Origin of the sequence: Ruoffia halotolerans (genome assembly GCF_014049385.1) — a bacterium.
GTDB classification, from domain to species: Bacteria; Bacillota; Bacilli; order Lactobacillales; family Aerococcaceae; genus Ruoffia; species Ruoffia halotolerans.
The window spans coordinates 28,119-49,253 of record NZ_JACAOA010000006.1; the positions used below are offsets into that span (position 1 = coordinate 28,119).

Below are 21,135 nucleotides of genomic sequence, written 5' to 3' on the forward strand. Positions count from 1 at the left end.
GCGATCCATTCAGTTGGATGGCGTTTTTTGCTATCTAATACTAAATATTATTCACATTTACGAAAAATGTATGAATAATATTTGCATAAATGCCTCAGAGTAAAATTATGAAATATTCTGTGATATAATAAAAGTACATAAAAATTATAAATGGGGTATATAAATGAAAAAAAGATTACTATTATCAGCAATGGTTGCCTTAGTCGGTGCACCATTAGCTCAACCAGTATTAAACTTTAATACAGATGGTATTCAACACGTTCAAGCACAAGAATCACAATTAGTTGCCTTAGGTGGCTCATTAGATCAAAACCAAGCACAACAAACATTACAATTGTTAGGTGCAAACGGCGTTGATTCAAGCAACATTATCTATGTTGATGGAACGATGATTAACCAATACTTACAAGATGGTTCAGGTCCAGGAACAGTTGTATACTCAAGTGCATACATCCAAGGTATGAACGAAGGCTACGGTGTTCAAGTTCAAATCGTCACACCGCAAAACATTACTGGCGTATCAGCAACAACTTACCAAAATGCTGCAATTACTGCCGGTGCGCGTAACGCTCAAATCCGTATCGCAACAGTATCTCCTGTAACAGGTGAAGGAGCTTTAGCAGGTGTTTATGCGTTATTAGAGCAACAAGGTGTTGCATTAAATCCTGAAGATGTTCAAGTAGCTCAAAAAGAAATTTCGTTAGTAAATGAAATTATTGAGAGCGAAGGAGCAACGATTTCTGATTCACAAGTCAACCAAATGATTTCAGAAATTAAACAAGAAATTGTAAATACTAATATTAATGCTGAAAACTCAGACGTCAATGTTGATAACAGTGAAGAAACTAACACAAATATTAATAATATCGTCAACAACATTACAAACAATTACGGCGTATCGGATGAAGAATTACAACTTGCTTTAGAAAAATTCGCACAAGAGTTTGCTAATACTGAAGCAGCACAATCTGAAGATACAATTGGCCAACTTGAACAAAGTATCCAAGAAGATTGGACAGATGTGTTAGCTGGCTTAGAAGGTTCAGTTCTAGCTGAGGAATTATTAGCTGCTGAACGTGTGGACTTCTCGGACACTGAAACTTATCACCCAATCTTACAAGCATTCTCGGATGAACTATATCGAGTGATTGAAGCCGGTGAAGTTGTTGACCGTGTTTATAGCGATACATTTATCTTTGAAGCAATGTCTCCAGATTTAACATCTGAAGAAAAATCTGCTTTAAACCACTTAAGAACAGTAATGTATCAATACGCTGCGAACCAAGATGAATTTATTGCATCTGGTGAGTATCAACCTGGTTTTACAAGCATTAAAGAAAACTGGACAAACAAATTAAACGCTTTTGAAGGCTTAAAAGCATCAGATCCAGTTCAAGCAGAAATTATTTCACGCTTAGCGATTGCTACTGGTCGCGCACCGCAAGTGTATAACTATGTGAATCCAACTCAAGAAGGAACTGTTATTTCATTAGAAAACATGTGGGATAATCCAGCGGGTAACCAAGCTGATTTCACAATATATTCATTTGACGTTGCGACAGACGAGATGAGTGAATTAGATGTTGTAACGAATGAGATGGTTCCATTACAAGCTGCTTACGACTTTAACGCTATCTACGGAGTTTCTGTAGAGAACTTATACCAATCAAAAGTTGAAATTCCAGTAGACTACACTCTTCCTGGTTATGTTCCAGAAGAATCAGAAGTAGAAGAAACAAGTTCAGAAGAAGAGACAAGTGAAGATGAAGTTTCATCTGAAGAGTCACTTCCAGAAGACGTTCCTTCTGAGGAAGTTCCAGTCGAAGAAGAGCCAGGTGAAGACTTACCAGAAAGTGAAGCAACTGAAACGGAAGAACAACCTGTAGAGGAATTAACTGATACTGTTGAATAATCAACCAGTTAGATTCTCAATGACAATTCAATAAATAAGCATCGAACTTTAAATATTATGAACTCAGCTAATTTGCTGAGTATGATATTTAAAGTTCGTTTTTGTGATTAAAACGTTTGTCCTAAACAATTCGGATGATGTGGTCGGGTACTTACTTTAAATGCCGACTAAGATTGTTAGATTTTACGATTTCAGTTATACTGAGTCTACGAATTAAAGTAACCGATGGGGTTTATAGATATCGGTTAATCTAGAAATTAAATTGCAGAAAGAAGGCGATCCGATGTCTAAAACTCAAGTCTTAGATGGAAAGCAATTATCGTTACAACTACGTGAAGAATATAAACATGCGGTAGAAAAGCTGAAGGGAAAGCATATCACCCCGAAATTAGTCGTAATTACTGTTGGTGAAGATCCAGCAAGTAAAATTTATGTTGGGCAAAAAGAAAAAACGGCTCGATATATTGGCTTTGATTTTGAGTGGCTCACTTTAAAACATTCGATTACTCAAGCTGAATTACATGAAACGATTGAAGGGTTAAATGATGACCCAACAGTCACTGGGATGATTGTTCAATTCCCACTACCAAAACATTTAAGTCAAGTGGCAGTAACAGAAGTTATTCGACCAGATAAAGACGTTGATGGCTTTCATCCTTATAATATGGGGAAAATTGTCGAAGGCACTGGCGATTTATATCCTTGTACACCAAGAGGAATTTTACGTTTACTTGACCGTTACAATATCGATATTAAAGGGAAAGACGTTACTGTTGTAGGTTACAGCCAAATTGTTGGGAAACCATTGTCGATTTTATTAGCTAATATGGGCAGTACTGTCACAATTACACATCTCTTAACGCGAGAATTGCATCAACATTTAATTCATGCCGATGTTGTTATGGTCGCTGCCGGTTCACCGCATCTGGTAAACGAAGAGGATTTAAAAGAGGGCGCGATTGTCATTGACGTTGGGATTAATCGTTTAGATGATGGGAAACTCGTCGGGGATGTTGATTATGAAGGGGTATTTGATAAAGTGAGTGCCATTACTCCAGTACCTGGTGGCGTTGGACCAATGACGGTCGCGATGTTAATGGAACAAACGATTCTATGTGCTTGCATTCAACATGGATTAAATAGCGAGGATTATATAGACGGAGTTAGTTTATGAGTGAAAAAAATCAAGAGTACTTAACAGTACAAGCGTTAACCAAATATATTAAAAGAAAATTTGATGTCGATCCACATTTACAACGAGTGTTTGTTGTAGGAGAGGTGTCAAATTTTCGCTTGAGACCCAATTCCCATCAATATTTTAGTTTGAAAGATGAAGGAGCAAGAATTAGTGCAGTGATGTATCGTTCGGCTTTTCAACGCGTCAAGTTTAATATTGAAGAAGGGATGAAAGTATTCGTTACCGGAAAGATTACTTTATATGAACCCTCTGGCGCATATCAAATCGTGATTGATAGTATTCAACCAGATGGTATTGGTGCTTTATATCAACAACTTGAACAATTAAAAGAAAAATTCAAAAAAGCCGGTCTATTTGACCGACCTAAATTACCAATTCCACGCTTTCCTAAGAAAATTGCCGTTATCACGAGTCCAAGTGGAGCAGTGATTCGCGACATTATTACGACCATCAATCGTCGCTATCCCATCGTTGAAATCATTGTCATTCCAACCAGAGTACAAGGGAAAGAAGCCGCTGGAGAAATCGTGACAGCCTTCAATAAAGTGAAAGATAGACAAGACGAATTTGACACAGTCATTGTTGCACGTGGGGGAGGTTCTATTGAGGATCTTTGGTGCTTTAATGACGAGCAAGTCGCGATGGCTATTCTAAATTGTCCGCTTCCAGTAATATCTTCTATTGGTCACGAAACAGATACAACCTTGTCTGATCTTGTGGCTGACATTCGAGTTGCTACGCCGACTGCTGCGGCTGAAATTGCTGTACCAGTCTTACAAGAAGTATTAACTTACTTAACTCAGATGGAAGAGCGCGTATTTTATTCAATGAATCAACGCATTCAATATATGCGAAAGTATTATGACCGCTTTGCTCAATCTTATGTCATGACTCAACCAGAGAGATTATATCAACCATACATGCAACAGCTAGACTTAGCGATTGAAAGACTGAATAATAACAAAGATAATTACTTTACAGAGCAAAAAAATCAAGTAAATGTGTTAAAACAACGACTGTCCTTACAACAACCGCAAGGGCTTATTAATCAATATCAAAAAGATTTAACGGCTTTTACGAAACAATTAAATCGTAATATGGAACAATATCAATACAATAAGAAAGTTGTCTTTGGCAATCTCATGCAATTGCTTGACGCATATAGCCCATTAAAGAGCGTTCAAAGGGGTTATGCTGTCGTGACTTCAAAAGATAACATTGTAAAACATATCACTGAAGTTGAAAAAGATGATATGATTAAGGTAAATTTAAGTGACGGACAAATTGAAGCACAAGTAACAAAAACATCCACAGACAATATATTTCAACAGCTTTCTGATATAGAGAAGGAGTAAACAATGGCAAAAATAAATCAACCAGAAAATTTCGAAGAAGCATTACAAGAATTAGAACAAATTGTATCTCAACTTGAAAAAGGCGATTTACCTTTAGAAAAAGCGTTAGAATCTTTCCAACGCGGTGTAGAATTAAGCCAATATTGCCAAAAATCTTTAACTGATGCAGAAAGCACAGTCGCTAAGATGATGACAGATAAAGGTGATGTTGAATTAGATAGAGAGGTTATGAATGACTAAACAAGATTTAAACGATTTAAGAAATGTATTTGAAACTGAATTAGACAAACATATTCGCCTTCTTCAAACGCCAATCGAAATGTTAAAACCAATGATTTATTCATTAAAAGGTGGCGGCAAACGACTACGTCCGTTACTATTACTGGCTATTTTAAACGCAGAATCTGAGAAACATATGAAAAAAGGAGCGACTACAGCTGTTGCTTTAGAATTTATTCATACGTATTCTTTAATTCATGATGATTTACCAGCGATGGACAATGATGACTTAAGACGGGGTCAACCAACCGCTCATATTAAATTTGATGAAGCGACAGCTATCTTGGCAGGAGATGCATTACTAACGGATGCATTCTGCCTGATTAGTGATGATTCAAAATTAAAGAGCAAACAAAAAGTTAAAATTATTTCTTTACTGAGTTCTGCCGCAGGTTCACACGGGATGGTCGCAGGTCAACTAGGGGACATGCAAGCGGAGAATAAAGAAATTACGTTAGAAGAATTAAATCAAATTCATGAATTTAAAACGGGGAAATTATTTACCTTTGCGACACAAGCCGCAGCCATTATTGGAGAATTCACTCCTGAAGTTGAAGAGTTATTAGTAAACTTTGGTGAAACCTTTGGCGTTTTATACCAAATTCATAATGATTTACTTGATGTGATTGATGACAGTTCGTTGTCAGGAAAAGGTCATTCAAGTGATGAATTCAACAAGAAATCAACCTATCCAAACTTACTTGGTTTAGAAGAATCTAAAGAAGTTTTAGGTCAAGAACGTGAAAAAGCCGAAAAAATTATTGAAAAAATTACAAAGTTGAGTGGAACGGATTATAGTATTTTAAATAAATTTCTCTCATTTACAGATATAGACTAAGGAGTCATATGAAAAAAGAACGATTAGATAAATTAGTAGTTCAATCAGGACTAACAGACACACGTGAACAAGCGAAACGCTTAATTATGGCAGGGCAAATTTATGATGCGAATAACCAGCGCTATGATAAACCTGGCGAGAAGATTGATATTACAAAAGAACTACACATTAAAGGCAAGACAATTCCTTACGTGAGTCGCGGAGGCCTAAAATTAGAAAAAGCGATTAAACATTTTGGTATCGATATGACTGATCATATATTACTTGATATAGGTTCTTCTACCGGTGGTTTTACGGATGCAGCCTTACAAAACGGTGCAAAGTTAAGTTATGCCTTGGATGTAGGCTATAATCAATTAGCTTATAAATTACGTCAAGATGAGCGAGTGGTAGTGATGGAGCGTCAAAACTTCCGTCATTCAGTGCCTGAGGATTTCACGGAAGGAACACCAACGATCGCGAGTATTGATGTCTCGTTTATTTCACTTGGATTAATTTTACCACCACTTATTCCAATCTTAGAACAAGACGGATCGGTACTAGTGCTTATTAAACCACAATTTGAAGCAGGACCAGAGCGTGTCGGTAAAAAAGGGATTATTAAGGATATGACTGTTCATAAAGATGTCTTACATGAAGTCATCGATATGATGTGCCGTATCGGCTATACCATCGAGAATTTAACTTATTCACCAATTACTGGTGGCGAAGGAAACATTGAATTTCTCGCCCATATTAAAAACTCAAAAGAATTGAACAATGATAGTAAAGCAAACATAAATATTGAAGAGATAGTGCAAATAGCACACGATAATTTATAAAAACCAATGGGGTGAAGTTATGCTACAAAGTTTAACAATTGAGAATTTTGCGATTATTGAAGCAGTGAATATTGATTTTACCGAAGGGATGACGGTTCTTTCAGGTGAGACAGGAGCCGGGAAATCAATTATTATTGATGCCCTAGGTATTCTTTGTGGTGGTCGTGGGTCAAGTGATTATATTCGACACGGAGACGATAAATTATTAATTGAAGGCTTATTTTCTTTTGATTATTTACCAGAAGACTTAGAAAATGTCTTAGTCGAATTTGGCTTAAATGTTGATATCGCTATGGATGGTCTGATTATTCGACGAGAAATTAATAAATCAGGAAAAAATACCATTCGAATTAATGGCCAATTAGCTAACGTCACCTTACTCAAAGAAATAGGGAACTATCTTGTAGATATTCATGGACAAAATGAACATCAAGAATTGTTGGACCGTACAAAGCATTTATCTTTATTGGATAATTATGGCAATAAAAGAATTAAAAAAGACTTGGAGGACTATCAGAAAGCTTATATGACTTATAGCCAACTTCGTAAAGAATGGCTAGATGCTCAGCAATCTGATACGAATGACCGCCAACGAGTAAACTTCCTTGAATTTCAAATTAATGAGATCGAAGAAGCTCAAATAGTTATTGGTGAAGATGAAGAACTCGAAGAGATGAGTAAACAATTGCAACACGCTCAACAAATTAATCAAAATATGAGTACTATTAATAGTTTACTTAGCGAATCAGATCAAAGTGTCATCACGCAATTAGATCAAATCTTGTTACTATTAGAAGAGATTAAAGATTATCAACCTCAACTCTCAAACATCCATGACGAACTCTCGTCATCTAAATATGACTTAGAAGAATACAGTCATCAATTGGCCGCACTTGATAATGACTTCGATGAAGAAAATCAAACCATTGATCAAGTTGAAGACCGATTAGGCGAATTAAGTCGCTTAAAGCGAAAGTATGGGATGGAATTAAGTGAGATATTAGATTATTTCAACGAAATATCTGAAGAAGTTTATCAAATTATTCATCGGGAAAGTTATCTTGAAGAACTTGAAGCTCAATTGAGTGAAGCTTATCAAAGTGCGTTAGATAAAGCTAAACAACTTAATGACAAAAGACAATCCATTGCCCAAGATTTAATTTCAGCCATTGAAGCAGAATTAAAAGATTTATATATGGAGAATAGCCGCTTTACAGTTCGATTTAGTGAACCTAGTATTGATACGGCTTTAAACATGGTTAATATCGATGAAATTGTGAGATTAACACCAACTGGCTTTAATAGTGTGGAGTTTTATGTCGCAACTAATGTGGGAGAAGATAAAAAACCATTAGTTCAAGTCGCTAGTGGGGGAGAGTTATCGCGTTTTATGTTGGCATTGAAGACCGTATTTAGTCGCGAAACATCACCAAAAGTGATGGTATTCGATGAGATAGATACTGGGGTCTCTGGCCGAGTTGGACAAGCCATCGCTGAAAAGATTCGCGAAGTATCCCAATATCATCAAGTATTTTGTATTACACATCTCCCACAAGTTGCAGCGATTTCGAATAAACAATTGTATATCTTTAAGCAAGTCGAAGATCAAAAGACAGTCACAAATGTGAAGCAGTTATCACCGAATGAACGTATTGAAGCCATAGCACTCATGCTCTCAGGAAGAGATATGACTCAAACGTCACTTCGTATGGCTAAAGAATTATTAAAAGAATATCACCCAATGAAATAGAAGTATAAAGGATAATGTACATGGATTTAAAATCAATATCGATACTCGTCATAGCAGGACCTACGGGTGTAGGAAAGACGCAACTGAGTATTGATTTAGCGAAAGAATTTAATGGTGAGATTATCAATGGCGATAGTCTGCAAGTGTATAAGCACTTAAATATTGGAACAGGAAAAATTACAGCTTCTGAAATGGACGGTGTTCCCCACCATATGCTTGATATTCTTGAAGTTTCAGAACCTTATAACGCAAGTGAATTTAAACATGAAGCTACAAAATTAATCAACAAAATTCATCATAGAGGGAAACTACCGATCATCGTTGGTGGAACAGGACTCTACTTAGAAGGCTTGTTATACGACTTAGAATTTGGGAGAGACGATAGCCAAGATGAGGTAGTTCGAAAGGGGTTAGAAGAACAAGCGTCAGAATTAGGTAATTTAGCCATGTGGAACCGATTGAACGAACTCGATCCAGAAGCAGCCAAGAAAATCCCATACCAAAACCTTCGCAGAACCATTCGTGCGCTTGAGGTTATTCAAGTAACGGGAAGGTCTTTTTCCAGTCAAACAGGACACGACACAAAAAAATCGGTATTTAATGAATGCTTATTAGTATTAAATCGCGAACGAGAAGCATTATATGATAGAATAAATTTAAGAGTGCATGAAATGGTCAAAGCCGGCTTAGAAAACGAGGCAAAATGGTTATATAATCAGGCAGAAGGTGCCGATTGGCAAAGTGTGAAAGGTATCGGCTATAAAGAATGGTGGCCTTACTTCAATAATCAAATGGATAAAGAAGAAGTCATTGTAACAATACAACAAAATTCCAGACGTTATGCAAAACGACAATTAACGTGGTTTAGAAACCGTATGAATCACCCACAATGGATCGATATGACGAATGAAGAAGACGCAATAAACGAAGCTTCACGTATAGTGAAAGAACATTTAGAGAATAATTGAAAGGTTGATAAAAAAATATGATTGAGACTGAAAATCACCCCGAGAGGGTACTTATAGTCGGAGTACAAACAGAAAACATTTCAGATTTAAAATTTGAAACGATCATGAAAGAAATGAAGGCACTAACGGAGACAGCTAATGGTCTACCCGTTGGAGAAATCACTCAAAAATTAAGACGCATCGATCAGAAATCCGTCGTAGGTAGTGGAAAACTAATGGATGTTCGTGATTTTGTCATTAACTCTGATATTGATTTAGTTATCTTTTTAAATAGATTATCACCAAACACAAATATGTATTTAGAAGAACAACTTGACGTAAAAGTCATTGACCGAGTACAATTGATTCTTGATATATTTGCTCAAAGAGCGCGAAGCCAAGCAGGGAAACTTCAAGTTGAACTAGCTCAATACCAATATTTACTTCCAAGAGTCATCGGTCAAGGGACATCATTATCTCGACTAGCCGGTGGGATTGGAACTAGAGGACCCGGTGAGACTAAACTAGAACAAGATCGTCGTGTCATTCGTGGTCGCATTCATACGATTGAGAAAGACTTGAAACAATTGGAAGAACACCGTGAAAGAACGCGTATTAGAAGACAGTCTGGGCGAGAATTTAATATTGGTCTAGTAGGTTATACAAACGCAGGGAAATCAACCTTGTTACGCGAATTAACTGAAAGTGAGACGTATGTTCAAGACCAATTATTCGCAACCTTAGACCCTTTAACGCGTAAGTTAGAAATTAACGGTCATGATGCCTTCACTATTACAGATACGGTAGGTTTTATCGATGAACTACCTACAGAATTAATTCATGCATTTAATTCAACATTGGAAGAGATTCGCTTTGTGGATTTATTAATCCACGTCGTAGATGCCTCTCATCCAGCAAGCAATATGCATGAAGATACCGTCGTAGAGTTGTTAAAAGATTTAGATATGGATCATATCCCAGTCTTAACTGTCTACAACAAGATAGATAAAGCAGATACAGGTATTGAACCGACATTGCAACCAAACGTAACTATCTCTGCACTGGATAAAAAAGGTATTGAAACTTTAAAACAAGCGATTTGGGATATCTGTATATCGAATGCAGAAGAATTCCAAGTAGAAATTCAACCTGAAGAAGCTGAATTATTAGCGCTATACCGACAAAAAACTTTAATAAAAGACATTGAATTTAATGAAGAATATCAGTATTATATACTATCGGGATATCGACGACGTCTAACTGATATAAGAAATGAGGAATAATATGATAACAATGAAAGATTTTGTTCCTGAAAAAGAACCAATCTTAAGAGAACAAGCTAGGCCAGTAGAGTTTCCAATCAATGAAGAATTGAAAGAAACAGCTGTAGCGATGAGACAATTCTTAATAAACAGCCAAGATCCAAAAATGGCTGAAAAATATAACTTGCGTCCAGGTGTAGGAGTAGCAGCACCACAAATTGGTATCGACCAACAAATATTTGCTGTATATTTAATGGATTATGATGAAGAGGGAAATGAAACTGAACCTCTGATTGATGAAATTTTTGTTAATCCAAAAATCATAAGCCATGCGGTTCAAAAAGTAGCGTTGAAAGAGGGCGAAGGCTGTCTTTCAGTTCCTCGTGAAGTACCAGGAATCGTTCCAAGACCTAAACGTGTAACGGTTAAATATAATGATTTAGAAGGTAACGAAAAGAAAATTCGTTTAAGAGATTATCAAGCAGTGGTTGTACAACACGAAATTGATCACTTAAAAGGAATCTTATTCTACGATCATATTGATGAAAAAACACCTTGGGAACCAGATGAAGATACAACATTGATTTAGTGAGAAAAAATACGGCAACTCTTTTAAAAATATTATTGACAAATCAGTCAATCATGGGCTATACTATAAGAGTTGTCAGTATTGATTTGGTCTAGTAGCTCAGCTGGATAGAGCATTCGCCTTCTAAGCGAACGGTCGCAGGTTCGAATCCTGCCTAGATCGTTGACTTATCAAAGTTTCTATGGAAATAATGAAGTAAAGCGTTCGGTCAAACCGAAAATATCCCTAGTTTTATCCCTAAATTTAGGAAAGTAATACTTTTGACGAGACGTTTTATTAAGAAGTTTGATACAGGAATTAGTAAACATTTAGGTGAAAATTATGAAGGTGTAAGCAATCATCATGCTGATCCTGATCCTGATCCTGATCCTGATCCTGATCATATCATTTACCAACTTGTTAGAACATCAAGCAACTTAAAGCAATGGGGTATAGAGAACTTACACTGTGCGATTACCGTTATCTCATTGAGAAATATATTGAAGTTACTAAAGTGAGTTTATTATCTGAAATGGATAAGGACCCACTTCTTTTGAATGTTAATCATAATAACGTATCTCAAAGTAAAAAGTTGATACGATTGAAGTTAATGAAAGCATTACTGAACAGATGGGTATAGTGAAGGGTTAATTGAGTTTGAATTTTGGAAAGATATCACCATACGAGTTGATGAAGATATTAAAGAAGGGTTAACTAAACTTGAATTTGGAATACCATTAAAACATCTTGATTTTACTAATTTTGTTGAGTTAAGAGATGGTTGTATCTTTTTATTAATCTGGGAAACAGGAATTAGATTAGGTACGGTGTCAAGAGTAACGGAAGATATGGTGGATTTTAAAGATAAATTGATTCATTATACTGGTGAATCTATGAAGAATAGGAAAAGATTATCCTTACCTTTGTCAGACGTTTTATTAGAGATGCTGAGAGTACTCATGAGAGTAAATAAGACAGTATTAAAGCATAATAAACTTGAGCCAGATCAGCATTACTTATTTATTAGTTCATTAGGCAATCTTATGGATAGTCGTTCTTTTGGTAAGAGAGTGTATAGATATAAGAAGTTAACAGGTTTTAAGAATATTAACTCACACCCTATAAGATGTGGATTTTCTAAAAGATTATTAGATAAAGGTGTAAATATTGCAACAATCAGCAAGGCATTGAATCATAAGAGAATTTACACAACAACTAGGCAATTACATATTGGAATGAAGAAGTGATTGCAGCACTAAGAGACTTATAAAAAGTATAATAAAAACCCTAGCCATATTAGGTACTGCGCCATAAAATGAGACAACAATAAAAACACTGTTTGTTAGGCTGCATCGAAGTCGGTATTCTACCGGCGATAGGTAGCCTAATTTTTGTTGAATTCGATGTTGATTATAATTCTTAATGTAATGTTTGACAATATCTATTACAATGTCATTAGAGCAAATTTGCTCTGTGTTTATGTAGAAAGCTTCACACTTTGCGAGGAATGGAAGCTTTCGATGGGGGCGTTATCTGCAGGGGTTCCTTTACGGGACATGCTTCGGATAATGCCTTTTTCTTTACTTAATAAATAATAGTCTTTAGAGGTATAAACACTTCCTTGATCACTATGAAGCATCACGCCTTCAGATAATTCCAACTGATTCAGAGTATCGATAACAAAAGCAGTATCTTGTTTATCTCCAATTGTAAAAGCTACAATCTCTCCATTATATAGATCCATAATCGATGATAAATACAACATGGAATTTTCGAATGGTAAATAAGTAATATCTGTGACCAATGTCGTCATCGGTTGGTCTGCTTGAAATTGTCGATTTAATCGGTTCTCCGTTAAGTAGTAAGGTTTCCCTAACCGCATTCGTTTTTTAGGTCGTACACGGCAATTCCAACCATTTTTTTGCATGATACGTTGGACACGTTTAAGATTGATAGGTTCGTCTAATTCTTTATTTAATTCATGATGAATTTTGCGGTAGCCATATTTATAGCCTTCTGCTTTGCATAACTCACCGATTCGCTTCACAATCGGATCCTCAGTTTGATTTAAGTATTTCTTTTTCCAACGGTAATACGTCGCACGAGCCACATCTAGCGTTTCAAGTAACAGTGAGATCGTGTATGTTTCTTTCAGTTCCTCAACAAGTTTTACAACGACTTCTGGTACCAACTCCTTTCCATTTCTTTGTACTTTTTTAGTATCTCTAACTCTGTTGCCTGTCTACAATTTTCCAATTTTAGTTGTTCGACTTCACTTAATTCTTCCTGTCCCTTACCGTAACTATATTGTTTACCTACTTGTTGGTCAAAGCGATGTGATTCTCCCTTTCTATACCATCTCCACCAAGTTTTGACCTGGCTAATATTTTTAATGTTAAGTGCCTCTTGTATTTCTTTATTGGTGTAACCCGTTTTCTTCATCTCGATACATTTCCATTTTGTCTCAGCTGAATATGCGATTCTATTCATAACAAATAACACTCCCTTCAGATCCATTTTACATGAATTCAACGGGAGTGTTTTTATCTTTGTCTCACTGAATGGTGTCAGTTCGCGTGTCATTGTTCACACTAGCTATCTTTTATATCACCGCATATGAATGAATGCAGATTTTATCTGATCATTAGTATGTGTTTTTTTGTTTTCATATAAATAATATTAATATTTTTGTTAATGGATTGTGATTAATTAATGAATGTCTTTAGTTTTTATTATAAAAAGGAATAGCGTCATCTCAATGTTATTTGATGTAGAAAATTATTTTTATAATAGTTACTTTAACATTTGACGAGTTTTTAATTGACTATAAAATTTTTTTGCTTTGTCAGGGGATATCAGTTGTGTCGATAAAAATATCGTGTTAAGGTTTGTTTAAAATAGATAAATTGTTGTTTATTGAGAAGTCATTTTGTTGCTTAGATAGATTATGTTTTGTTAGAAATATTTAGAAAGGAAGAGAAAAATGAATAGTAAAGTTTTAAAATGGTTTTTCCCTGGGGTTACGCTAGTTATGTTTTTGACGTTCTTTTTTGCCCTGTTAACTACCTATGTTCCGCCGAATTTGTCTGAGTTACTCTCAAATGTCACAGGGACCTTGTCTTTTTGTATTATGCTAACTTTAGTTTTAATTTCAGTGCGTCCTAAAGGGGTTGAGAAGCGTTTGGGACTCACACATATGTATGAAATTCATGCCTGGATGGCGATGGTTCTTCCTCTCACTTTGTTAATTCACGTTTTTATTCGTTGGAGTGGATTGGAAAATATTCTCGATTTCGATTTAACGACCGCTTCCATTTGGGGTTATGTGGGTCTACTATCTCTCATTGTTGTGATGTTAACTGGAATATTCGTATTATCAGACACACTGATTAATAAGTCTAAAAAGTTATTGAATTTTAAAGCAAATGCCAATCGAAATATGCATCTGTGGTTGCACCGGTTAGCCATTATCAGTGTAATTGCGATTCATTTTCATGTTTATAATGTATGGTATTTAGCCGAAAATGTGGCTTATAAAGGCTTGGCTACTTTCTATACGGTTGTGATTCTTGGTTGGTATGCAGTATATAAAATCGGGATTGCACGATTACCGAAATATGAGATTGTTAACATATCTAAGCCATCTGAGCGAATTCATGAATTTAAGTTTCAACCGGTTAAAGGAAAACGAATGGATTTTGATGCTGGGCAGTATGGTTTCTTCCGTTTTGTAGATTCCAAAGTAGATAGCGAAGCCCATCCATTCTCTTTCGCAAGTGCACCAAGCGAGGACTCAAACACAATGACAGTAATGATTCAAGAGGATGGGGATTTCACGAGCACGTTAGATCAAGTCAAGGTGGGTGATCAGCTTACGATTGAAGGACCTTATGGGGACTTCTATACTGAGGATATTCGTGATTCCAATCAGCCGATGGTTCTTTATTCAGGCGGGATTGGTGTGACTCCTAGTCTAAGTGTTCTGAGGGAAGAAGTGGCTAGAAATTCTAATCGCCGAATTATCTTTATTTGGGGTGTTGGCTTTGAAAATCAATTGATGTATTACAGTGAATTTGAGAAGTTTGCGGCTGAGTTTCCTAATTTTAGTCACCATATCATTTTCAGTAATGAAGAAGTGGAAGGCTTTGCTTATGGTTTTGTCGATAAGGACTATATTCAATCAGAAGGGTTAGAAGAGTATTTCCAATCGGCGACTTGGCATATTTGCGGGCCACCTCCGATGCTCAATGCAGCTAAGAAAATGTTGGAGGATAATAGTGTTCCGGAGGAACATGTGAGGATTGAAGAGTTTGCTTTTTAAGAGGTGTTCAGAAAAAACGAAGTGTTGATTATAGTGGAACCGTTAGGAACCAAGGTCACCAGACTCAGCGGTCTACTTATTCCGTACAAGACAAAACTTTACGGACTGATGTACGCCAGTCTGTTCTTGTCACTATAATCAACACTTCGTTTTTCTTCGCTTTGGATAGAGAGGATTTTGTTATTGTGGCTTGAATTGTCAAATTAAGTGCAACGTTTCATTAAAAAAACTCCATAAGGAGTTTTCCCATTTAAACATTTTTTGGGTCATGTATTCAGCTTGTCTGCCCACTCTTGAATTTGGATACTTAATACACCTGAACTATCCTCACCTTTAGGTGAATATTCCCGTAATAAAGCATTGGTATTATCGTCAGTCCCTCGTTGCCATGGAGTATGAGGATCAGGGGAATAAACTTTTGTCCCAGTGAGCTCCTCAGTTAAACGGTAGTGTTGATAAAACTCCTTGCCTCTGTCGGGGGTGTTGGATAGAATTTTTTTGTGTTTGAGATTATAACATAGACATGAGTAAGAAAAACAATATACCCAATATCATTAAACCACAACCACAACCCTGCATCCCTTCGCCAGTTTTCTTCATACTCTTACTAGTGTAATCCAACCCTCGACCAACTTTGGTGAATGTACTATTTTCTAAGTATTCATATTTTGTGATATTCTATATCTTATGTTTTCTTGGTTATTTTTATAAGCGCAGTGAGGACACATTTCTGAATCCCACGTACCAGTGAATTTCTTATGACAATTAGGGCATTCAACTCTTGTGGTTATATCTGTAAGTTTAGTCATATCTAACCTCCTATAAATTTATAGCTCCTACAGTAATGATAACATAGTAACAAGTTTTTTATAATATTCTTTGTAAAATATAGATTTAATTACAAACCATGATACCATTAGAGAATAGTTTTCATACCGGGTACCATTATGAAGTATTCGAAAATCAGCAGTGTTTTGCTGTAAATAGCTCAAATAAGTACATATACACCTAAATAAAGTAATTCCATTATTGAATATATAAACGACTATCAACCTTTTAGTGAGAAATAGAAGGTATGTAAAAGCCCATTCTATTATGAGTAGGGCTTATTTTTATGGATAGGATTATATTAGTCAGAATCTGGGGGATTCAATTTAATATCAGATGCTGGAACCTAACCGAGTTCTTTTAGTTTACGGTTATCTAAATCTATTTCATATTTAGCAGTTTTAATAATATGAAATAATTCTTCCATTTCCCCAAAGATGTTATTAATTGAAAATTCTAAATAATCTTCTAATGAATGTAGTTCAGTCGTCACATCAACAAGAGTGACCTGACCGGTATCGATTTTACTGAGTATATCACTCACTTTCTCTTCTACTTCGTTAATATACTCAATTAGATTTTTATGGTAATTACTATTATGAAGACTTTCCACTGATTCTAACATATCCGTATACTTTTCAAGGGTACGTTTCCATGTTTCAATATCTTCATTTCTTATCTTTCTTTCTAATTCATTGCCATATTTTAACTTGTCTACCGATATTCCGGTGTTATCAGCAATTGCTTTTAGCCAAATATCATTAGGGGCATTACGTCCATTTTCCTAACTACTCAAAACTGAAACTGTTGCATCGATTAAATTTGCAAAAGATTTTTGATTCATTTTTAAAGAAGAGCGAAACTGTTTTTAATTCAAGTACGATAGAATATTGATAAAATATTATTAGGGTTCAAAATAATTTCAATCAGTTTTTCGATTCCCTTTCTTATAAACTATTGAAAGGTCAGCAATCAGCTCTCAGTAGAGCCTAACAGCCATACTAAGAGCGATTCTACGGTCGCAGGTTCGAATCCTGCCTAGATCGTAAAGAAACATTGATAATATGCGGTTTGTAGCGTGGCGTTCTAACTGAGGTAAGTTTTTTTATGAAAAACCCCCCTAAAAATCGCCTATTATAAGCTTGTCGTATCATGCTGGAATAGACTTACGTTGTTGACTGAATAAACCTCTTACTTATTAAAGTAGGAGGTTTTTTGTTTTTTGATAATTTTAGATAGAACATCTATCTGAGAATAGTAACATTTTCCCGAAAGGTGTATAGTAGTAAATATCAAAAAAAGGGTGATCGGCATGGAATATAAACTCATAGCTAAAGACGAAGAAGCAGCATTGAATTTACCGAATGAGCCGTTTGAATTATATGGCAAGTTAGTTGTTTCATTGAATAATAAACAATGGACTTATAAAGAAGAAATGTTCGAGCAAGTTGAAGAACAAACTTTTCCTGAAGAGAACTATATATATGAAGAGATTGTTGAAAAAGGATTTGCCATTGGAGCTTTTCAAGATTCAAAATGTGTCGCATTAGCAATCTTTGAAAATCACTGGAATAAGTATATGTACTTAGCTGATTTAAAAGTAATGAAAGCATACCGCCGATTTGGACACGGTCAAGCATTGATTAAACAGGGTCTCATAGAAGCCCAAAGTCTAAGTTATAAAGGCGTATTCACTATTGGACAAGATAATAATTTAGGCGCTTGTAAATTTTATTTAAATCAAGGTTTTGAGATTGGTGGCTTTAACAATTACGATTATGATTTTACTCAGCAAGAGGGTAAATCAGATATATATTTCTATTTAAATGAGATGAGAAATTAGAGACCTTTATTAAAATATTATCATGAAAAACAAAGCTGTGTTATAATGACATATACGAAAAGAGGAGTGACACATAATGGTAAATAATTACATGACGCGTGTTTATGACAAATTATCAAAAACTTTTGAGCATGAAACAGAATTTTTACAAGCTGTGAAAAATTTTCTTGATGCAATTGAACCAGTGATTGAAAAACATCCTGAATATGAAGATTTGGCAATACTTGAACGAATCACTGAGCCAGAAAGAATTATTTCTTTCCGTGTTCCTTGGGTAGATGACCAAGGGAAAGTTCAAGTGAATCGTGGTTACCGTGTGCAATTTAATTCCTTAAATGGACCCTATAAAGGTGGTATACGCTTCCATCCATCAGTAAACCAAAGTATCATGAAGTTTCTTGCTTTTGAGCAAATCTTCAAAAATGATTTAACAGGTCTACCAATCGGCGGAGGTAAAGGTGGTGCTGATTTTGATCCTAAAGGGAAATCAGACAATGAAGTTATGAACTTTACTCAAAGTTTTATGACTGAATTACAAAAATACATTGGTGCGGACGAAGATGTGCCTGCTGGAGATATTGGTGTAGGTGCACGAGAAATAGGGTACATGTTTGGACAATACAAACGCTTAAACGCTAAGACACCGGGTGTATTAACTGGGAAACCAATTCCAGCTGGGGGGAGTCAAGGACGTACTGAAGCAACGGGTTACGGATTAATTTACTTCTTATTAGAGATGTTGATTGAAGTGAATGAATCACTAGAAGGTAAACGAGTGATGATTTCTGGATCTGGGAATGTAGCTTATTTTGCTGCTAAGAAAGCCATGGAACTTGGTGGTGTAGTTGTTTCATTAAGTGACTCAGATGGGGCAATTTATGCTCAAAATGGTATCGATTTAGATACGGTAAAACAAATTAAAATTGATAACCGTGGAAGAATTAAAGAATATATTGATGCTGATTCAGATGCTGAGTATTTTGAAGGTTCACTTTGGGATCATGATATTAAAGCAGATATTGCCTTACCATGTGCAACTCAAAATGAAATTAACGAAGAACAAGCCCAACGTTTAGTTGATAATGGAATAAAATTTGTCGCTGAAGGTGCAAATATGCCAAGTCATACAAATGCAGTAAAAGTATTTAAAGAAAACAAATTATACTATGGACCTGGTAAAGCCGCTAACGCTGGTGGGGTTGCGGTATCTGCGCTTGAGATGAGTCAAAACTCACAACGACTGAGATGGACAACGGAAGAAGTTGATGAGAAACTTAAAGTCATTATGAAAGATATCTTCAAACAAGCATTAGATGCAAGTAATGCTTATGACTTAGATCATGATTATGCTGCCGGAGCAGATATTGCGTCATTTGAAAGTATTGCTAAATTAATGATTATGAATGGTGTCGTATAATACACACGAAATAATAAGCTATTAGATGATTTTTTCATCTGATAGCTTTTTTATTATTTAAATATCCCTGATATTTTTTCAGGGACATATAAAGGCGTTTTATGTCCTTGAAAAAACTCAAGGACATTTTTCATATACTCCATACTTTAAATAACACCCCAAACACCTCCTCAACAAAACAAACCTATAATAATACATAAAACGATTACACAATATAACAATAAAGATTTGAATAATCGGCTTTCCTAACGGTTTTTAACATCTTAAAAAAACTTTAAACTTTTATAGTTTGACAACCAAACTAATATCATTTATTATTTGACTATCAAATAGTTTGATTATCAAACGAACATGGTGAGAGGTGATAATGAGTGGATAAGGGGACCGTTACAAGAATTAACGATTATTTGGTCCAGATATTTAATGAAGTACTATTAATTGAAGAAAACTCGCTTAGACAAAGTGAGTTTTCAGATTTAACTATTAAAGAGATGCATACTATTGAAGCAATTGGTCTTGAAGGAGATTTAAGTTCATCACAAGTAGCAGAGAAATTATCTGTCACTAAAGGTACTTTGTCTGTGTCCATTCAAAATCTTGTGACAAAAGGCTATGTTGAACGGGTGCGTTTAGAAGAAGATCGTCGAGTTGTTAGACTTAAGTTGTCTAAAAAAGGAAAACTACTCTTTCGCTTACACCGCAAATTCCATCTAGATATGGTAAGAGATACAATCACAGGTCTTGATCAAGAAGAAGCGGAAATGTTAATTAAGGGATTAGGTAATCTACATAATTTCTTAAATGACATCAAAGAGAAATTGTAAAAAAGGAAGATGATATGAGTCGTATTATTGCTACAGGAGCGTATTTACCGGCGAAAGCTGTATCAAACACAGAATTAATCGAGGTAAATCAGTTAGACTCATCCACAGAATGGATTGAGCAACGAACTGGTATAAAACAACGTTTTTTTGCAAATGATGAAGAGACAGTGGCGAGTATCGCGACAAATGCCGTAGACGATTTACTCAGTAAACTGGATGAAGATATTCGACAAGACATTAAGTTGATTATAGTAGCAACGATGTCACAAAGAGAATATACACCTTCAACAGCCAATAAAGTGCAGTTAAATTTGAATTGTCACAATGCTATTAGTTTTGATATTAATGCCGCATGTAGTGGATTTGTGTATGCATTGGATGTAGCTGAGAAAATGTCAAAATCATTTTTATCTGGCTACACATTAGTGATTGGTGCTGAGAAGATGAGTCAGATTTTAGATTTCAATGATCGAGGTACATCTATCTTATTCGGTGATGGCGCTGGGGCAATGTTAATTGCCAATGACGGCGAAGGCTTACCTGAATATGATAGTAGCTTGTATTCTCAAGGTGACGAAAATCTATCCATCGCAGTAGCTCCTAATGAAGAAGGAAATATTACTTTGACGATGAATGGACGCGATGTGTTCAATTTCGTTCAAAGAACAGTTCTTCCGTCATTAGATCAATTTGCAAACAAACAAGAATCTTTGGATTATATTATTAGTCATCAAGCGAATTACCGCTTTATAAAGATGATGTCCAAAAAACTAAAGATGGATTTATCAAAAATACCATCAAATATAGACCGTATTGGGAATGTATCTGCTGGAAGTATTCCAATTTTATTAAATGAATTGGTTGAAGCAAAACAAATCAGACTGGATGGCACACAAAGTGTTGTTATGACTGGTTTTGGTGCAGGCTTAACATGGGGCGAAGTACACACAAAATTATAAAAATCATTGGAGG

18 protein-coding genes, 1 tRNA gene and 2 pseudogenes are annotated in these 21,135 nt (G+C 35.5%); 18 read left to right on the forward strand and 3 right to left on the reverse strand.

Annotated elements, in window-relative coordinates:
- Positions 1–163 precede the first annotated feature (163 nt).
- The 13 genes from HW423_RS03325 (at position 164) to HW423_RS03385 (ending at position 12,177) form a co-directional block, all read left to right on the forward strand.
- Positions 164–1,912, forward strand: a complete 1,749-nt coding sequence (locus HW423_RS03325) for a DUF1002 domain-containing protein (protein ID WP_218930531.1) — start codon at positions 164–166, stop codon at positions 1,910–1,912.
- Between the two features lie 283 nt (positions 1,913–2,195).
- A complete protein-coding gene (locus HW423_RS03330) occupies positions 2,196–3,086 on the forward strand; it encodes a bifunctional 5,10-methylenetetrahydrofolate dehydrogenase/5,10-methenyltetrahydrofolate cyclohydrolase (RefSeq protein ID WP_218930532.1) in 891 nt (296 codons plus the stop codon).
- Complete coding sequence (xseA, locus tag HW423_RS03335; RefSeq protein ID WP_218930533.1) at positions 3,083–4,465, forward strand: exodeoxyribonuclease VII large subunit; 1,383 nt, start codon at positions 3,083–3,085, stop codon at positions 4,463–4,465. Before HW423_RS03330 ends, xseA begins: the two co-directional genes overlap by 4 nt.
- A 3-nt stretch (positions 4,466–4,468) precedes the next feature.
- A complete protein-coding gene (locus HW423_RS03340; RefSeq protein ID WP_218930534.1) occupies positions 4,469–4,705 on the forward strand; it encodes an exodeoxyribonuclease VII small subunit in 237 nt (78 codons plus the stop codon).
- The gene (locus HW423_RS03345) at positions 4,698–5,582 is read left to right on the forward strand and encodes a polyprenyl synthetase family protein (protein WP_218930535.1); all 885 of its coding nucleotides are present in this window, start codon (positions 4,698–4,700) and stop codon (positions 5,580–5,582) included. The genes HW423_RS03340 and HW423_RS03345 overlap by 8 nt, the downstream gene beginning before the upstream one ends.
- Before the next feature lie 8 nt (positions 5,583–5,590).
- Positions 5,591–6,403 (forward strand): TlyA family RNA methyltransferase, encoded by an 813-nt coding sequence (locus tag HW423_RS03350; RefSeq protein WP_197104474.1) that lies wholly within the window; start codon positions 5,591–5,593, stop codon positions 6,401–6,403.
- 19 nt (positions 6,404–6,422) lie between these two features.
- Positions 6,423–8,153: a DNA repair protein RecN gene (gene recN / locus HW423_RS03355; RefSeq protein WP_218930536.1), complete on the forward strand. Its 1,731-nt coding sequence runs from the start codon at positions 6,423–6,425 to the stop codon at positions 8,151–8,153.
- 20 nt (positions 8,154–8,173) lie between these two features.
- Positions 8,174–9,121, forward strand: coding sequence for a tRNA (adenosine(37)-N6)-dimethylallyltransferase MiaA (miaA, locus tag HW423_RS03360; RefSeq protein WP_218930537.1), 948 nt, complete (start codon positions 8,174–8,176; stop codon positions 9,119–9,121).
- A 17-nt stretch (positions 9,122–9,138) separates the two neighbouring features.
- A complete protein-coding gene (gene hflX, locus HW423_RS03365) occupies positions 9,139–10,383 on the forward strand; it encodes a GTPase HflX (protein ID WP_218930538.1) in 1,245 nt (414 codons plus the stop codon).
- 1 nt (position 10,384) lies between these two features.
- Entirely contained in the window at positions 10,385–10,951 is a 567-nt protein-coding gene (gene def / locus HW423_RS03370; protein ID WP_218930539.1) for a peptide deformylase, read from the forward strand.
- Positions 10,952–11,039: 88 nt separating this feature from the next.
- Positions 11,040–11,113, forward strand: a tRNA-Arg gene (locus HW423_RS03375).
- 98 nt (positions 11,114–11,211) lie between these two features.
- The gene (locus HW423_RS03380; RefSeq protein WP_218930540.1) at positions 11,212–11,448 is read left to right on the forward strand and encodes a hypothetical protein; all 237 of its coding nucleotides are present in this window, start codon (positions 11,212–11,214) and stop codon (positions 11,446–11,448) included.
- A gap of 213 nt (positions 11,449–11,661) precedes the next feature.
- Complete coding sequence (locus HW423_RS03385) at positions 11,662–12,177, forward strand: tyrosine-type recombinase/integrase (protein ID WP_328803116.1); 516 nt, start codon at positions 11,662–11,664, stop codon at positions 12,175–12,177.
- 111 nt (positions 12,178–12,288) lie between these two features.
- Here HW423_RS03385 and HW423_RS03390 read toward each other — a convergent pair.
- Positions 12,289–13,420 (reverse strand): annotated as a pseudogene (locus HW423_RS03390) (IS3 family transposase); the annotation flags it as partial.
- Positions 13,421–13,913: 493 nt separating this feature from the next.
- Here HW423_RS03390 and HW423_RS03395 point away from each other — a divergent pair.
- On the forward strand, positions 13,914–15,251 hold the full coding sequence (locus HW423_RS03395; RefSeq protein ID WP_218930541.1) for a ferredoxin reductase family protein: 1,338 nt from the start codon (positions 13,914–13,916) through the stop codon (positions 15,249–15,251).
- A 198-nt stretch (positions 15,252–15,449) separates the two neighbouring features.
- Here the strand turns inward: HW423_RS03395 and HW423_RS11590 are convergent.
- A pseudogene (locus tag HW423_RS11590) lies at positions 15,450–15,733 on the reverse strand (transposase); the annotation flags it as partial.
- A 692-nt stretch (positions 15,734–16,425) separates the two neighbouring features.
- The gene (locus HW423_RS03400; protein WP_218930542.1) at positions 16,426–16,704 is read right to left on the reverse strand and encodes a hypothetical protein; all 279 of its coding nucleotides are present in this window, start codon (positions 16,702–16,704) and stop codon (positions 16,426–16,428) included.
- Between the two features lie 687 nt (positions 16,705–17,391).
- On the opposite strand from HW423_RS03400, the gene HW423_RS03405 reads away from it, so the two are divergent.
- From HW423_RS03405 to HW423_RS03420, 4 genes are all read left to right on the forward strand, one after another.
- The gene (locus HW423_RS03405) at positions 17,392–17,922 is read left to right on the forward strand and encodes a GNAT family N-acetyltransferase (RefSeq protein WP_218930543.1); all 531 of its coding nucleotides are present in this window, start codon (positions 17,392–17,394) and stop codon (positions 17,920–17,922) included.
- A 91-nt stretch (positions 17,923–18,013) separates the two neighbouring features.
- Positions 18,014–19,339 carry an NADP-specific glutamate dehydrogenase gene (gdhA, locus tag HW423_RS03410; protein ID WP_408014880.1) on the forward strand — a complete coding sequence of 442 codons (1,326 nt, stop codon included), beginning with the start codon at positions 18,014–18,016 and terminating at the stop codon, positions 19,337–19,339.
- A 371-nt stretch (positions 19,340–19,710) separates the two neighbouring features.
- Positions 19,711–20,163 carry a fatty acid biosynthesis transcriptional regulator FabT gene (gene fabT, locus HW423_RS03415; RefSeq protein WP_218930545.1) on the forward strand — a complete coding sequence of 151 codons (453 nt, stop codon included), beginning with the start codon at positions 19,711–19,713 and terminating at the stop codon, positions 20,161–20,163.
- Positions 20,164–20,177: 14 nt separating this feature from the next.
- The gene (locus HW423_RS03420) at positions 20,178–21,122 is read left to right on the forward strand and encodes a beta-ketoacyl-ACP synthase 3 (protein ID WP_218930546.1); all 945 of its coding nucleotides are present in this window, start codon (positions 20,178–20,180) and stop codon (positions 21,120–21,122) included.
- Positions 21,123–21,135: the final 13 nt, after the last annotated feature.

What these genes read in the sequence shown, in the direction of transcription:
- HW423_RS03325 (WP_218930531.1), top strand. Translation starts at nt 164, where the DNA reads ATGAAAAAAAGATTACTATTATCAGCAATGGTTGCCTTAGTCGGTGCA.
- HW423_RS03330 (WP_218930532.1), top strand. Translation starts at nt 2,196, where the DNA reads ATGTCTAAAACTCAAGTCTTAGATGGAAAGCAATTATCGTTACAACTA.
- xseA (WP_218930533.1), top strand. Translation starts at nt 3,083, where the DNA reads ATGAGTGAAAAAAATCAAGAGTACTTAACAGTACAAGCGTTAACCAAA.
- HW423_RS03340 (WP_218930534.1), top strand. Translation starts at nt 4,469, where the DNA reads ATGGCAAAAATAAATCAACCAGAAAATTTCGAAGAAGCATTACAAGAA.
- HW423_RS03345 (WP_218930535.1), top strand. Translation starts at nt 4,698, where the DNA reads ATGACTAAACAAGATTTAAACGATTTAAGAAATGTATTTGAAACTGAA.
- HW423_RS03350 (WP_197104474.1), top strand. Translation starts at nt 5,591, where the DNA reads ATGAAAAAAGAACGATTAGATAAATTAGTAGTTCAATCAGGACTAACA.
- recN (WP_218930536.1), top strand. Translation starts at nt 6,423, where the DNA reads ATGCTACAAAGTTTAACAATTGAGAATTTTGCGATTATTGAAGCAGTG.
- miaA (WP_218930537.1), top strand. Translation starts at nt 8,174, where the DNA reads ATGGATTTAAAATCAATATCGATACTCGTCATAGCAGGACCTACGGGT.
- hflX (WP_218930538.1), top strand. Translation starts at nt 9,139, where the DNA reads ATGATTGAGACTGAAAATCACCCCGAGAGGGTACTTATAGTCGGAGTA.
- def (WP_218930539.1), top strand. Translation starts at nt 10,385, where the DNA reads ATGATAACAATGAAAGATTTTGTTCCTGAAAAAGAACCAATCTTAAGA.
- HW423_RS03395 (WP_218930541.1), top strand. Translation starts at nt 13,914, where the DNA reads ATGAATAGTAAAGTTTTAAAATGGTTTTTCCCTGGGGTTACGCTAGTT.
- HW423_RS03400 (WP_218930542.1), bottom strand. Translation starts at nt 16,704, where the DNA reads ATGTTAGAATCAGTGGAAAGTCTTCATAATAGTAATTACCATAAAAAT.
- HW423_RS03405 (WP_218930543.1), top strand. Translation starts at nt 17,392, where the DNA reads ATGGAATATAAACTCATAGCTAAAGACGAAGAAGCAGCATTGAATTTA.
- gdhA (WP_408014880.1), top strand. Translation starts at nt 18,014, where the DNA reads ATGACGCGTGTTTATGACAAATTATCAAAAACTTTTGAGCATGAAACA.
- HW423_RS03420 (WP_218930546.1), top strand. Translation starts at nt 20,178, where the DNA reads ATGAGTCGTATTATTGCTACAGGAGCGTATTTACCGGCGAAAGCTGTA.